The sequence below is a fragment of the Blastococcus xanthinilyticus genome, from assembly GCF_008124835.1.
Classification (GTDB): Bacteria; Actinomycetota; Actinomycetes; order Mycobacteriales; family Geodermatophilaceae; genus Blastococcus; species Blastococcus xanthinilyticus.
Genome location: NZ_VNHW01000001.1, coordinates 472421 through 485034, shown reverse-complemented (window position 1 = coordinate 485034; position 12614 = coordinate 472421). Strand labels below are relative to the sequence as shown.

The 12614-nt window shown below is 75.3% G+C and carries 15 protein-coding genes; 9 read left to right on the top strand and 6 right to left on the bottom strand.

Going from position 1 to position 12614, the window contains the following annotated elements:
• Positions 1-8: 8 nt before the first annotated feature.
• From BD833_RS02255 to BD833_RS02245, 3 genes are read left to right on the top strand one after another with little or no spacing between them, the layout of a single operon-like run.
• Entirely contained in the window at positions 9-803 is a 795-nt protein-coding gene (locus tag BD833_RS02255) for an aldolase/citrate lyase/malate synthase family protein (protein ID WP_166531472.1), read from the top strand.
• Positions 800-1651, top strand: a complete 852-nt coding sequence (locus BD833_RS02250) for an NAD-dependent epimerase/dehydratase family protein (protein ID WP_166531471.1) — start codon at positions 800-802, stop codon at positions 1649-1651. Before BD833_RS02255 ends, BD833_RS02250 begins: the two co-directional genes overlap by 4 nt.
• On the top strand, positions 1648-2346 hold the full coding sequence (locus tag BD833_RS02245; protein ID WP_243737393.1) for a glycosyltransferase: 699 nt from the start codon (positions 1648-1650) through the stop codon (positions 2344-2346). Before BD833_RS02250 ends, BD833_RS02245 begins: the two co-directional genes overlap by 4 nt.
• Positions 2347-2370: 24 nt before the next feature.
• Here BD833_RS02245 and BD833_RS02240 read toward each other — a convergent pair whose 3' ends face one another.
• On the bottom strand, positions 2371-3819 hold the full coding sequence (locus BD833_RS02240) for a glycosyltransferase family 39 protein (RefSeq protein ID WP_166531470.1): 1449 nt from the start codon (positions 3817-3819) through the stop codon (positions 2371-2373).
• A gap of 74 nt (positions 3820-3893) precedes the next feature.
• Between BD833_RS02240 and BD833_RS02235 the strand changes: the two genes are divergently transcribed.
• Positions 3894-4115, top strand: a complete 222-nt coding sequence (locus BD833_RS02235; RefSeq protein WP_243737392.1) for a hypothetical protein — start codon at positions 3894-3896, stop codon at positions 4113-4115.
• 5 nt (positions 4116-4120) lie between these two features.
• Here BD833_RS02235 and BD833_RS02230 read toward each other — a convergent pair whose 3' ends face one another.
• Positions 4121-4390, bottom strand: coding sequence for a DUF2277 domain-containing protein (locus BD833_RS02230; RefSeq protein WP_166531468.1), 270 nt, complete (start codon positions 4388-4390; stop codon positions 4121-4123).
• A gap of 34 nt (positions 4391-4424) precedes the next feature.
• Here BD833_RS02230 and BD833_RS02225 point away from each other — a divergent pair, with 34 nt between their 5' ends.
• Positions 4425-4838 carry a hypothetical protein gene (locus BD833_RS02225; RefSeq protein ID WP_166531467.1) on the top strand — a complete coding sequence of 138 codons (414 nt, stop codon included), beginning with the start codon at positions 4425-4427 and terminating at the stop codon, positions 4836-4838.
• Positions 4839-4898: 60 nt separating this feature from the next.
• Entirely contained in the window at positions 4899-5798 is a 900-nt protein-coding gene (locus BD833_RS02220; protein WP_166531466.1) for an SDR family NAD(P)-dependent oxidoreductase, read from the top strand.
• Positions 5799-5858: 60 nt separating this feature from the next.
• Here the strand turns inward: BD833_RS02220 and BD833_RS02215 are convergent, their stop codons facing one another.
• The 4 genes from BD833_RS02215 to BD833_RS02200 form a co-directional block, all read right to left on the bottom strand.
• On the bottom strand, positions 5859-6425 hold the full coding sequence (locus tag BD833_RS02215; RefSeq protein ID WP_166531465.1) for a hypothetical protein: 567 nt from the start codon (positions 6423-6425) through the stop codon (positions 5859-5861).
• A gap of 109 nt (positions 6426-6534) precedes the next feature.
• On the bottom strand, positions 6535-8130 hold the full coding sequence (locus tag BD833_RS02210) for a tripartite tricarboxylate transporter permease (RefSeq protein ID WP_166531464.1): 1596 nt from the start codon (positions 8128-8130) through the stop codon (positions 6535-6537).
• The gene (locus BD833_RS02205; protein WP_166531463.1) at positions 8130-8645 is read right to left on the bottom strand and encodes a tripartite tricarboxylate transporter TctB family protein; all 516 of its coding nucleotides are present in this window, start codon (positions 8643-8645) and stop codon (positions 8130-8132) included. Before BD833_RS02205 ends, BD833_RS02210 begins: the two co-directional genes overlap by 1 nt.
• On the bottom strand, positions 8642-9607 hold the full coding sequence (locus BD833_RS02200; protein WP_243737391.1) for a Bug family tripartite tricarboxylate transporter substrate binding protein: 966 nt from the start codon (positions 9605-9607) through the stop codon (positions 8642-8644). The genes BD833_RS02205 and BD833_RS02200 overlap by 4 nt, the downstream gene beginning before the upstream one ends.
• Positions 9608-9831: 224 nt before the next feature.
• Here BD833_RS02200 and BD833_RS02195 point away from each other — a divergent pair, with 224 nt between their 5' ends.
• The 3 genes from BD833_RS02195 to BD833_RS02185 all read left to right on the top strand — a co-directional run bounded on the left by BD833_RS02195 (position 9832) and on the right by BD833_RS02185 (position 12604).
• Entirely contained in the window at positions 9832-11418 is a 1587-nt protein-coding gene (locus BD833_RS02195; protein ID WP_166531461.1) for a sensor histidine kinase, read from the top strand.
• Positions 11415-12098, top strand: coding sequence for a response regulator (locus BD833_RS02190; RefSeq protein ID WP_166531460.1), 684 nt, complete (start codon positions 11415-11417; stop codon positions 12096-12098). Before BD833_RS02195 ends, BD833_RS02190 begins: the two co-directional genes overlap by 4 nt.
• A 107-nt stretch (positions 12099-12205) precedes the next feature.
• Positions 12206-12604, top strand: a complete 399-nt coding sequence (locus tag BD833_RS02185) for a universal stress protein (protein ID WP_166531459.1) — start codon at positions 12206-12208, stop codon at positions 12602-12604.
• Positions 12605-12614: the final 10 nt, after the last annotated feature.

Below are 12614 nucleotides of genomic sequence, written 5' to 3'. Positions count from 1 at the left end.
TGCCTGCCATGGATCTGTTCCTCTTCACCACCGACGCCGCCTGGGGGCGCGACGTGGTCGCCGCGGGCGCGGCGGGCCTCGTCGTCGACTGGGAGCGCCGGGGCAAGGCGCGCCGCCAGGCAGGTGAGGGGACGCAGATCAACGCGGACACCCCGGCCGACCTGAGCCGGGTCCGCGACGCCACACCGGGCACGGTGATCTGCCGGGTCAACGGCTTCGGCCCCTGGACCGCCGGCGAGGTCGGCGAGGCCGTCGCCCGGGGGGCCGACGAGCTGCTGCTCCCGATGGTGCGTTCGGCCGAGGAGGTCGACCGGACCCTGGAGGCCATCGGTGGACGCTGCCCGCTCGGCATCCTGATCGAGACGCAGGACGCGGTCGACCGGGCGGCGGAGCTCGCCCGGCGGCCGCTCGCGCGCATCTACGTGGGGCTCAACGACCTGCGCATCGACCGCCGCTCCACCGAGCTGTTCCGGCCGCTCGTCGACGGCACGGTCGACGAGGTGCGGGCGCAGGTCCCGATGCCCTTCGGGGTGGGCGGACTGACCCTGCCCGGGCACGGCTCCCCGCTGCCGGGTGACCTGCTGGCCGCCGAGCTGGTGCGGATCGGCGCGCAGTTCACGTTCCTGCGCCGGGCCTTCACCGCCGACATGGCCGGTCGTGACCCCTTCGTGGAGGTGCCGCGGCTGCTGGCCGGCCTCGCGGAGCTGCGCGGCGCCGACGCCCCGCGGGCCGCCGCGCTGCGGGAGGCCTTCATCGCGACCGTCGACGCTCTGCCGGGCGCGCAGGTGGCGCAGCCGGCGTGAGGGCACTGGTGACCGGCGCGGGCGGCTTCGTCGGACGGCACCTGGTGGCCCGGCTGGAGCGTGAGGGCTGGCAGGTCACCGGCCTCACCCGCCGGGACGTCGACCTCGCCGATCCGGTCGCCGGTGCGGCGGCGGTGCGGGCGGCGGATCCGGACGTCGTCTTCGCCCTCGCCGCGGGCCGGGCCAAGGGCACACCGGCGGAACGGGCGGCCACGGTGGCGGTCAACACCAGCCCCTGGCTGGTCGACGCGCTGCCCGACCGCTGCCGCACGGTGGTCCGGCTGGGCTCCTCGACCGAGTACGCCGCCGCCTCCGTGCCCCTGGCGGAGGACGCGCCCCTGGAGCCGCGTGGCTTCTTCGGCGCCACGAAAGCGGCCGGTTCGCTCCTCGTGCAGGCAGCCGCCGCCGAGCGCGGCGTCCGCGCCGCGGTGCTGCGCGCCTTCCAGGTCTACGGGCCCGGTGACCACCCGACCCGGCTGGTCCCGGTGGTGATGGCCGCCGCCCGCGGCGGGGGCACGGTCGACCTGCCGGCGCGGCTGAGCCGGCGGGACTGGGTGTGGGTCGGGGACGTGGTCGAGGCCTGCCTCCGCGCCGCCACGGACGACGGTCTGCCTCCGGGCGTGGTCCTCAACATCGGCACCGGCGTGCAGACCAGCACCGAAGAGCTCGTGGCGACCGCCGAGCGGGTCACCGGCCGGCCGATCGCCACGGCGCCGGGCGCGCACCCCGGCCGGGGCTGGGACACCGCCGACTGGGTCTGCGATCCGGCGCTCGCCCGCCGGCTGCTCGGCTGGGAGCCGACCGTCGACCTCCCCGAGGGGCTGGCTCGCACCTGGGCTACCGGGTGACCGCCGCGGGAGCCGGGTGGCGGGTGGCCGTGGTGGTGCCGGTGTACGGGAACGAGGCGACCCTGCCCGAGCTCGCCGGCCGGCTGGCCGCCGCACTCGCCGGCCGGGACTGGCGGCTGCGGCTGGTCATCGACGCCTCACCGGACGACAGCGCGCGGGTGGCCCGTGCACTGGTCGCGCGGGACCGGCGGATCGCGGTCACCGGCCTGACGGTCAACGTCGGGCAGCACGCCGCGCTGGCCCGCGGGCTGGCCGAGGAGTCCGGCGCCGACGTGTGGGTGTGCCTGGACGCCGACCTGCAGGACCCGCCGGAGGCCGTGCCGCTGCTGCTGGATCGGCTGGCCGTCGGGGACGTGCAGGCGGTCTTCGCCGGCCGGCGCGGCCGCTACGAGTCCCCGTTGCGCCGCGTGACGGGCGCGCTGCACCGGCGGGTGGCCGCCGCGCTCACCGGACTGCCGCCCGACGCCGGCGCGTTCCTCGCGATGGGCCCGGCCGTGCGCACCGCCGTCGTCACGGCGGTGGAGGAGCGGGGTGCTCCCAGTGTGGTGCTCGCCGTCGGCCGGTCCGGTCAGCCGACGACCAGCCTGCCGGTGATCCGGGACCAGCGCCCGGTCGGGCGGTCGGCCTGGACGCCGGGCGCGCGGCTGCGGCAGTCGGCCCGGTCGCTGGTCTGGGCGCTGCGCTCCCGCCGCTGAGCTCCCGCCGCTGAGCCGATCGGTTCAGCGGCTCCAGCGCTGGAGGACCAGGAAGGTCTTGTCCGCCGGGAACTCGTGCTGCTCGACCATCCGCAGGCCGGCATCCCGGAGGATCGCGTCGTCGTCGGTGGGAACGGGCTCGCCGCGCACGATCCGGCGGACCAGCCACACCTGGTCGGCGTCGGCGGGGGCGTCGTCCGGCGGCAGGACGACGTCGCGCCGCAGCTCCGGGGCGGACGTCCGGATGTAGTGGTCCAGGCCGATCGCCGAGCGCTGGTCCGCGGCGACGATCGGCTCGCCGGGCTCGTGCAGCTCGCTGAGCAGCGCCACGACCTCCTCGGCCCGCTCGCGCGGGGGGCGCTCGGCCAACGGCGAGGCCGCGAGCAGCGAGCAGCCGAGCAGCAGGGCCGCGACCGGCGCCCGAGCCGCCCGCGGGAACGCCATGGCCCCCGCGGCAGCCAGCACGCCCAGACCGAGCAGCCCGGCCAGCAGGTACCGGGGGAGGAACACCGGCCGCACCAGCTCGGCGGCGAGCAGCAGCAGCGGCGGCACCACCACCCAGCTGGTGGCGACGACACGAGCGCCGCGGGCACGCACCGCGCCCACCACCGCGAGCACGAGCGTGACGTGCAGCAGCGGGGTGCGCCCGCCGGCCCACGCCTCCGCCGCCATCCCCAGGAGCGCGCCGTCGGTGTCGCGCAGGTGCTCGGCGTTGCGCGCCCCGGTCCCGTTGAGCACCGCGAGCACGACGAAGCCGACGGGTGGGAGGGCGGCCAGCGCACCGGCGAGCACGACCGGGAGCGCACGCCGGCGGCGCAGCACCACCGCCGCGGTGACGAAGGCGGCGAGCACGGTCACCGCGTACCAGTGCGCCAGCCCCATGCCGGCCCCGGCCAGCCCGAACAGCAGCAGCCCGCGGGGTGCCTCCTGCAGCCAGCGGACCAGCCCCAGCGCGGTCGCCCCCGTCGCGAGCACCGCCAGCCCGTAGCTGCGCGCCTCGACCGACTGCTCGAGCACCAGCGGGTTCGCCGCCAGCACCAGCCCGGCCAGCACCCCGGTGCCCCGGCCGGCGAGGCGGGCTCCCGCGCGGGTGACCAGCGCGAGCCCGCCCGCCGTCGCCAGGAGGGAGAGCACCCGCAGCGAGGTGTCCCCGCCCAGACCCGGGACGGAGTTCCACAGGTGGACGACGAGGTAGTAGGGGGCGTTGTACGACGGCGGGACGTCGGCCAGGTAGCTGCTGGTCCCCTGCCCGGTCGCGATCGCGGTGAGGATCTCGCCCAGGGGCAGCCGGCCCACCTCGGCGGTGAAGAGCTCGTCGAACCACAGACCGTGCCCCGGCGCCAGCAGCACGATGCCCAGAACCGCGACGAGGACCGCGGGCAGCAGCTCGAGCGGCGACCAGCGGACCCCGGGAGCGAGTCCCGGGTCAGCCGCGGAGCCGGCCCGCGGCACCACCTCCGCCGCCGCCGCCATGCACCGAGGTTAGGCGACCCTGTGTGCCGGCCGGCTCAGCGGGTAGGCACCCGGCCATGTCGATGTGGAGCCCCATGGAACCGCACCTCGGTCGTCAGGACGACGGCATCCCGGCCGCCGATCCCGGGGCGGGCGCGCCGCCGCCCGCCGAGGGCTTCGGCGTCGGCGGCGAGGAGACGGACCGCCCGGCAGAGGCGACCGAGAGCCCGGCCGAGGGCGGGGCGCAGGCCGACGCACCGGAGGACCCGCCCTTCCGCACGCCCGATCCGGACGACGTCGGGCCCACCGGGAGCTGAGCCGGTCAGGTGCCGTACCGGGCCGCCGACCGGGCGCGGGCCTTGGCCGCCTCCACCTCCCGGTCCTTGGGTGGCCCGGTGGTGACCAGCGCGTCGAGCAACCGGGCGGAGGCCTCGGCCACCTCGGCCACCGCCCGCTCGAACGCCTCGGCGTTGGCGCGCGACGGCTTGGTGCTGCCGCTGATCTTGCGGACGTACTGCAGGGCGGCGGCGTGCACCTCGTCGTCGGCCGCGGGCGGCTCGAAGTGGGCCAGGGGACGGATGTTCCGGCACATGCCGGCAGCGTAGGAGCGGAGGAGGGCGGCGGCCATGACCGTGCTCGCGGTGGATGTGGCCAACGTGGTCGGGTCCCGCCCCGACGGCTGGTGGCGGGACCGCGCCGGAGCCGCCGGCCGGCTGCTGGACCGGCTGGCCGCGCTGCCGGGGGCGGTCCTCCCCGGGCCCGACGGGGGGCCGTTGACCTGCACCGGCGTGCTCGCCGTTGTCGAGGGCGCGGCCCGCGGCGTCCCGGCGCCGGAGGGGATCGAGCTGGTCCGCGCCCCGGCCGGCGGCGACGACGCCCTGGTCGCGGCGGTCGGCGGGCTGGCGGCGCCGGCGCTCGTGGTGACCGCCGACCGGGGGCTCCGCGCGCGACTCCCCGCCGGGAGCGCGGTCACCGGGCCGGGCTGGCTGCTCGCCGAGCTGGACCGGCGCGACGGCATGACCGCCGGGGGAGGCGGGTAGTCGATTGCGGACAACCGGTGTGCCCGAGTGCGCCGGCCGCACCACGCCGAGGAGCTGCTAGTGCCGAATTCCCCGACCAGCAGAGCGCCGCTGACCGTCCTCATCACCGGGGGGTCCAGCGGCATCGGCCGGGCGACGGCCGTGCAGCTGGCCCGGCGCGGCGCGCGGCTGGTGCTGGTCGCCCGCGGTCGTGAGGCCCTGGAGGCGGCGGCCGACGAGGTCCGCGCCACCGGGGCCGCCGCGGTCACCGTGTGCCCGGCCGACGTGCTGGACGAGGAGGCGATGGCCGCGGTCGTCGACGCCGCCGTCGCCGAGTTCGGCCGCCTGGACGTGGTCGTCCACTCCGCCCAGGTGATGGCCTACGGCCGGATCGAGGACGTGCCCAAGGAGGTCTACGAGCGGGTGGTCGCCACCGCGGTGAACGGCACCGCCACGGTGGCCCGGCAGGTGCTGCCGGTCTTCCGCCGCCAGGGCGCCGGCCACCTGGTCATCGTCAACTCGCTGCTCGGCACCGTGACCACCCCACTGCTGGGCAGCTACGCCGTCGCGAAGTGGGGGCAGCTGGCGCTCGCCCGGGTGCTGCAGCAGGAGACCCGCGACGAGCCGGGGATCTCCATCTCCATCGTCCAGCCCGGCGGCGTGGACACCCCGATCTACTACCAGGGCGCGACCTGGGCCGGCAGCACCGGCCGGCCGCCGCCGCCGGTCTACTCGCCGCAGCGGGTGGCCAGCCGGGTGTTGGGCACCTTGGACCGGCCGCGCCGGGTGGTGCAGGCAGGGGTGTTCAACCCGGTCATCACCGCCGGCTTCCGGCTGCTCCCGGGCCTGTACGACACGCTGGTCGAGCCGCTGCTCCGGCGGCTGGCGATGGCCGGCGACGAAGTGGCGCCCACCGAGGGGAACGTCTTCCGCTCCCAGCCGGCCGGCAACGCCACCGAGGGGCGCTGGCGCAGCATCTGACGCCGGCACCGACCGGTCGACGTGTCGCCCGGGCGACACGTCGACCGGTCGACACATCGGTCAGAGGCGACCGGCCGAGCCGCCGGTGGCGATCCCCCGGGCCACCTCGGAGGGGCGCTGCTGCTCGCCCGCGTAGGAGCTGAGCGCGACGAGCGCGCCGGTGAGGGCGGGGATGACCCACTGCAGCGTGTCCAGCTGCTGCTGGGCGGCGGCGACGTCCGCCCGGAGGGCCTTGGTGCGCTTGCTCGGCCAGGTCCCGGACTTGGACGGGACGGCGCCGGCGGCCGACACGCGCTGGCCGAGGACCCGGCTGTAGGCGGTGGCGCCGAGGGCGGCGGCGGTCAGCAGGGTCTTGAGGCCGGACATGGACGCCACGCCCTCCTGCTGCGCGACCCGCGCCCTGTTGGCGCGCAGCTGCCCCACGCTGCCGGTCAGGTGCGCGCCGATGGCCAGGGCGTTGACCGGGGTCCAGCGGTCCCAGCCGGCGTTGGCGACCCGGCCGGTCGCGGAGTCGGTACCGGCCTCTCCGGCCGCGGCGTTCAGGGCGACGGCGTTGGCGAGCGTGCCGCCGAACCAGGCGGAGAGGCCGAGGTCGTGCAGCGAGCGGGACAGGGTGTTGCGGGCCATGAGGGCTCCTCGGCAGACGGCTGAAGTCGTCTGGGTACCCCGCACGGGCGCGCTCACGCGCCGAGCCGCGGCCGGGGAGGGCGGTGTGCCTCCTCCCCGGTCGCGGAGCTCAGCGGGTGCGGTCGTCCCCGTCGACGGGACGCTCCACCGACACCGCCTCGGTCAGCCCGTGGTGGGCGTGCGCCTCCTCGATCTCGTGGACGGCGTCGGACAGCACCGGGACGGCGGCCTTCCGGGGCAGCAGCAGGCGGACCAGCGGCCAGAGCAGGATCAGCGCGACGACCACGTACACGGTTCCCGAGACCGGGGTGAGCAGGCCGGCGGGGTCGCCGTTGCTGATCTGCAGCGCCTGCCGCAGCCGCTCCTCGGCGAACGGGCCCAGGATCGCCCCGATGATCGCCGGCAGCACCGGCAGGCCGTACCGGCGCATCATGAAACCGAGCCCGCCCATGACCAGCAGCAGCAGCAGGTCGAACGGCGAGGCGTTCGCCGCGTAGGCACCCAGGCTGGAGAAGAACAGGATCCCCGCGTACAGGTAGGACCGCGGGATCCGCAGCAGCTTCGCCCACAGGGGAGCCAGCGGGAGGTTCAGCAGCAGCAGCGCGGTGTTGCCGATGAAGAGGCTGGCGATGAGACCCCACACCAGCTCGGGCTCGGTGTCGAACAACCGCGGCCCGGGCTCGATCCCGTAGCTCTCGATCGCCGCGAGGATCACCGCCGCGGTCGCCGTCGTCGGGATGCCGAGGGTCAGCAGCGGGACCAGGCCGCCGGCGGCCGAGGCGTTGTTCGTCGCCTCCGGGCCGGCGACGCCCTCGATGGCGCCGTGGCCGAACTCCTCCGGGTGCTTGGAGAGCTTCTTCTCGGTGACGTAGGAGAGGAAGGTCGGGATCTCCGCGCCGCCTGCCGGGATGGCCCCGAACGGGAAGCCGATCGCGGTGCCCCGCAGCCACGGCTTCCAGGAGCGGCGGAAGTCCTCGCGGTTCATCCGCGCCGCACCGGTCGGGATGACCTCGATCGGACGGCGGCGCAGGTGCGCCGCCGTCCACAGCGCCTCGCCGACGGCGAAGAGACCGACCGCGACCACGACGACGTCGATGCCGTCGGCCAGCTCCGGGACGCCGAAGGTCAGCCGCTGCTGCCCGGAGGTCGCGTCGATGCCGACCAGCCCGATGGTCAGCCCGAGCCCCAGCGAGGCCAGCCCGCGCACCCGGGAGCTGCCGAGCACCGAGGTGACCGCGATGAAGGCCAGCACCATGACCGCGAAGTAGTCGGGCGCGCCGATCTGGACGGCGAGCCGGGCGATCGTGGGCGCGACCAGGGCCAGCAGCAGGGTGGCGATCGTGCCGGCGACGAAAGAGCCGATGGCCGCGGTGGCCAGCGCCTGCGCCGCCCGGCCGCTGCGGGCCATCTTGTTGCCCTCGACGGCGGTGACCACCGAGGCGCTCTCGCCGGGGGTGTTGAGCAGGATCGAGGTGGTCGATCCGCCGTACATGCCGCCGTAGTAGATGCCGGCGAACATGATCAGCGCCGGGACGACGTCCAGACCGAAGGTGAGCGGCAGCAGCAGGGCCACCGTCATGGCCGGGCCGATGCCCGGCAGGACGCCGATCGCGGTGCCCAGCAGCACGCCGAGCAGCGCGAACATCAGGTTGCCGGGCGTCAGGGCGGTCGCGAAGCCGCCGATCAGCTGGTCGAAGGCGTCCATCAGAGGATCCCCTCCAGGATGCCGACCGGCAGCGCGGTGCTCAGCCCGAGGACGAACAGGTACCAGGTGCCGACCGACAGGACGACGGCGATCACCGCGTCGCGGATGTAGTGCCGGCTGCCCAGCGCGAACGCCGAGCCCCAGAAGAGGATGGCGCCGGAGACCGGCCAGCCCAGCGGCTCGATGAGCAGCGCGTTCGCGGCGAAGGCGGCCACGAGCATGCCGATGGTGAGCCAGTCGCTGCGGCCGGTGAGGTCGATGTCCTCACCGCCCTCCGGCTCGCCCCGGCCGCCGCGCAGCACGTCGGCCGCGAGGAAGGCCGCGACGGCGAGGAGGAGGCCGCCCACCACGAGGGGGACCGTCCGCGGCCCGACCGGGCCCCGGGCGATGAGGCTCTCCGGCAGGAGGAGCGCCTGCACGATCACCAGGGCGCCGAGCGCTCCCAGGAAGAGGGCCACGCCGAGCTCGGAGCGGCCCTGCTCCTTCTGCTCCTCGTGGTGGGCGGCCGTGCTCACGCCAGCCCCAGCCGGCCCAGGACGGTCTCCACGCGCTCGCTCTGCTCGCCGAGGAACTCGGTGAACTCGTCGCCGGCGAGGAAGGCGTCGGTCCAGCCGTTGTCCTCGAGCTCCTGCTGCCACTCCTCGCTGGCCTGCATCTCGGTCACCGCGTCGACCAGCCGCTGGGTCTCCTCCTCGGTGATCCCGGGCGGCGCCACCAGGCCGCGCCAGTTGGTGAAGACCAGGTCCACGCCCTCCTCGGTGAGGGTGGGGGCGTCGAGACCCTCGATCGGCTCCTCGCTGGTGACCGCGAGGACGCGCACGTCACCGCTGGCGGCCGACTCGGTGATCTCGCTGATGCCGGTGGCGCCGAAGGAGATCTGCGAACCGAGGATGCCGGCCAGCAGCTCGCCGCCGCCGTCGTAGGAGACGTAGTTGACCTCGGTGGGGTCGATGCCGGCCTCCTCGGCCAGCAGCATCGGGGTCAGGTGGTCCGGGCCGCCGGGGTTGGACGCGCCGCCGACCGGGACGTTGCCCGGGTCGGCCTTCCACGCCTCGATGAGCTGGTCCAGCGTCTCGTACGGGGAGTCGGCGGGGACGACGATCGCCTCGGCCTCCTCGATCAGCCGGGCCACCGGCGTCGTCTGGTCGAGCGTGGCCTCGGACTGGTTGCTGTACTGCGCGCCGACGACGCCGAGGCCCATCTGCATGAGCATGTCGGCGTTGCCCTCCTCGTTCACGAGGCGCTGCAGGCCCACCGTGCCGCCGGCCCCCTCGAGGTTGAACACCTCGATCGAGGAGGCGAGGTCGTTGGCCTCGAGCACCTGCGCGACGGTGCGCGCGGTGGTGTCGTAGCCGCTCCCGGCCGAGTTGGGCACCAGCATCCGCAGGCCCTCGATCGGGCCGTCCGCGCCGCCGGCCGCGGCGGAACCGCCCTCGGCCGTCGTGCCGCAGCCGGTGAGCGCGAGTCCGGCGGCCACGGCGCCGACCGTCAGCCTCCGCAGTGAAGCAGTACGCATCGTTCCTCCTGGGTCATGTCGGCAGGACGCCGTCGGAGCCGACAATGGGGAGCCACGGAAGCGGTGTCACGGTTGCGTGCGCATTGAGCTTTGTGGTCGTTGTGTCCACGGTCACAGGGCCGGGGGATCCGTGGTGAAGTGGCTCCCGGGCGCGACCGGCGCCCCACCGGACATCAGGAGGAACCGTGTCCCGGCGGCTGTCGCTGGCCGGCCAGCTGCTGGCCCTGCAGGTGGTGATCATCTGTGTCGTCCTGGTGGGCGTCACCGCGGTCACCGTCGCGCAGACCACCAAGCGCGCGCAGGAGACCGAGGGCCGGCGGGCGCTCGCGGTCGCCGAGACGCTGGCCAATGCCCGCATCTTCCGCGAGGCGATGGACGAGGGTGGGGTGGCCTACCTCCGGGTGGCCGCCGAGAGCACGCGCAGCGTGTCGGGCTCGGCCTCGGTCGTGGTCGCCGACGCCGACGCGACGGTGCTGGCGAGCCCGAAGCCGGCACAGCTGGGCACCCGCTTCCCGCTCGGCGACAGCACGGTGCTCGAGGGCCCGGCGTGGGTGGGGGAGCGCGAGGTCGACGGCCAGCACGCGGCGGTGGCGATGGTGCCGGTGCTGACCGGCCCGCGCCGCGAGCCGGCCGGCTTCGTCGCGGTCACCCGCGAGTACCCGTCGGTGCTCGACGGACTGGCCGCCGCGGCGCCCAATCTGCTCACCTACCTCGGGCTCGCCAGCGCGCTGGGGATCGGGGGCTCCCTGCTGGTCGCCCGGCGGGTGAAGCGGCAGACCCTGGGGCTGGAGCCCGCGGAGATCACCGGCCTGGTGGAGCACCGCGACGCGATGCTGCACGGCATCCGGGAGGGCGTGGTCGGGCTGGACCTGCGCGGCCGGGTGACCCTGATCAGCGACGAGGCGATCCGGCTGCTGCGGATCCCCGGCGACGCGCTGGGCCGCACCCTCGAGGACCTGGGGGTGGGGGAGGAGATGCGCGACGCCCTGCTGTCGGGCGAGGTGGAGCGGGACCGTGCGGTGGCCAGCGCGGGCCGGGTCCTGGTGGTCAACCGGCTGCCGATCGCGAGCCGCGGCCGGGAGATCGGCTCGGTCACCACCCTCCGGGACCGCACCGAGCTGCTGGAGCTGCGCCGCGAGCTCGACCTCACCCGGCACGTCACGGATACGCTGCGCGCCCAGGCCCACGAGTTCAGCAACCGGCTGCACACCATCGCGGGCCTCATCGAGCTGGGGGAGTCCGACGAGGCGGTGCGGTTCGTGCACCGGATCAGCTCCAGCCGCTCGGCGCTCACCGGCGCGGTCACCGAGGCCGTGGCCGATCCGTCGGTCGCGGCGCTGCTGATCGCCAAGGTCAGCCAGGCCACCGAGCTCGGCGTCGAGCTGCGCATCGCCGCCGACTCCGAGCTGCCCGTGCTGGACGGCGAGCTGAGCGCCGACGTCGCCACCGTCGTCGGGAACCTCGTGGACAACGCCATGGACGCCGCGGCGGCGTCCGGGCAGGGCTGGGTGGAGGTGGCCCTCGGGCTGGTGGACGGAGAGGTGGACGTCGTCGTGCGCGACTCGGGGCCCGGGGTGCCGGCCGGGATGGAGCGGGAGGTCTTCCGCCGGGGGGTGTCGACGAAGACGGCCGGCTCGCGGGAGCGTGGGATCGGGCTGTCGGTCGTCCACCTCGTCTGCACCCGGCGGGGCGGTGAGGTGACGGCGTCCTCGGCGGGGGGAAGCACGTTCACCGCAGTGCTCCCCGCCGCGCCGGCCCTGGTGCGCCCGTGATCGGCGTCCTCATCGTCGACGACGACTTCATGGTGGCCAAGGTGCACGCCGGCTTCGTCGGCGCCCTCGACGGCTTCCGGGTGGTCGGGAGCGCGGCCACCGGGGCGGCCGCGCTGGACGCCGTCGCCGAGCTCGCGCCCGACCTGGTGCTCCTCGACGTCTACCTGCCCGACATGACCGGGCTCGAGGTGCTGCGGCGCCTCCGGTCGGCCGGGTCGTCGGTCGACGTCATGGTGATCAGCGCGGCACGGGACGTGGACAGCATCCGCAGCGCCCTGCACGGCGGCGTGCTGCAGTACCTGGTGAAGCCCTTCGACCGGCGGGCCTTCGAGACCCGGCTGCGCGACTACGCCCGGCTCCGGGCGGACCTCGAGGTGCTGGACGAGGCGGGCCAGGCCGACGTCGACCGGATGCTCGCCGGTGCCCGCGGCGCGCCACCGGCGCCGGTGCACACGCCCAAGGGGATCGCGCCGGAGACCCTGGAACTGGTGCGTACGGCCCTGCGGTCGGCGGGAGCCGACGGGCTGTCCGCCTCCGAGTGCAGCGAGCGCACCGGCCTGGCCCGGGTGAGCGCCCGCCGCTACCTCGAGCAGCTCGTCGCCCAGCACGAGGCGGAGGTGCGGCAGCGGTACGGCACGGCGGGTCGTCCCGAGCGCCGGTTCACCCTGCGGGCCGGCTGACGTCCTCCGACGCCCGCATCGGCTGACACACCGGCTGACGCAAGGACCGAAACGACCGTTAGGCGCGCAATGCTGACCTGCCCGGCGCGGGCGGGGAGGCTGCCCGCATGACGATCGTCGTGGGCTACGTCCCCACTCCCGAAGGCGAGGCGGCGCTGGCCGCCGGTATCCGCGAGGCGACGCTGCGCGAGCAGCCGCTGCACGTCGTCAACACCTCGCGCGGCGACGCGTACGTCGACAACAGGTTCGCCTCGGAGGAGGTGCTCGCCGACGTCCGGGGGCGGCTGGAGGCCGCCGGTGTGGTGTACGAGATCGATCAGCACGTCGGCGGTCACGACGCGGCCGAGGAGGTCGTCGAGATCGCCGACCGCGTCCGGGCCAGCATGATCGTGATCGGCCTGCGCCGGCGCACGCCGACCGGCAAGCTGATCACCGGCAGCCAGGCGCAGCGGATCCTGCTCGACGCCCACTGCCCGGTGCTGGCGGTCAAGGCAGACCAGGGCTAGCAGACCAGGG

Excerpts from the sequence above, each read along its gene's own strand:
- BD833_RS02185 (WP_166531459.1), top strand. The coding sequence starts at position 12,206 with ATGACGATCGTCGTGGGCTACGTCCCCACTCCCGAAGGCGAGGCGGCG.
- BD833_RS02255 (WP_166531472.1), top strand. The coding sequence starts at position 9 with ATGGATCTGTTCCTCTTCACCACCGACGCCGCCTGGGGGCGCGACGTG.
- BD833_RS02230 (WP_166531468.1), bottom strand. The coding sequence starts at position 4,390 with ATGTGCCGGAACATCCGTCCCCTGGCCCACTTCGAGCCGCCCGCGGCC.
- BD833_RS02225 (WP_166531467.1), top strand. The coding sequence starts at position 4,425 with ATGACCGTGCTCGCGGTGGATGTGGCCAACGTGGTCGGGTCCCGCCCC.
- BD833_RS02235 (WP_243737392.1), top strand. The coding sequence starts at position 3,894 with ATGGAACCGCACCTCGGTCGTCAGGACGACGGCATCCCGGCCGCCGAT.
- BD833_RS02215 (WP_166531465.1), bottom strand. The coding sequence starts at position 6,425 with ATGGCCCGCAACACCCTGTCCCGCTCGCTGCACGACCTCGGCCTCTCC.
- BD833_RS02210 (WP_166531464.1), bottom strand. The coding sequence starts at position 8,130 with ATGGACGCCTTCGACCAGCTGATCGGCGGCTTCGCGACCGCCCTGACG.
- BD833_RS02240 (WP_166531470.1), bottom strand. The coding sequence starts at position 3,819 with ATGGCGGCGGCGGCGGAGGTGGTGCCGCGGGCCGGCTCCGCGGCTGAC.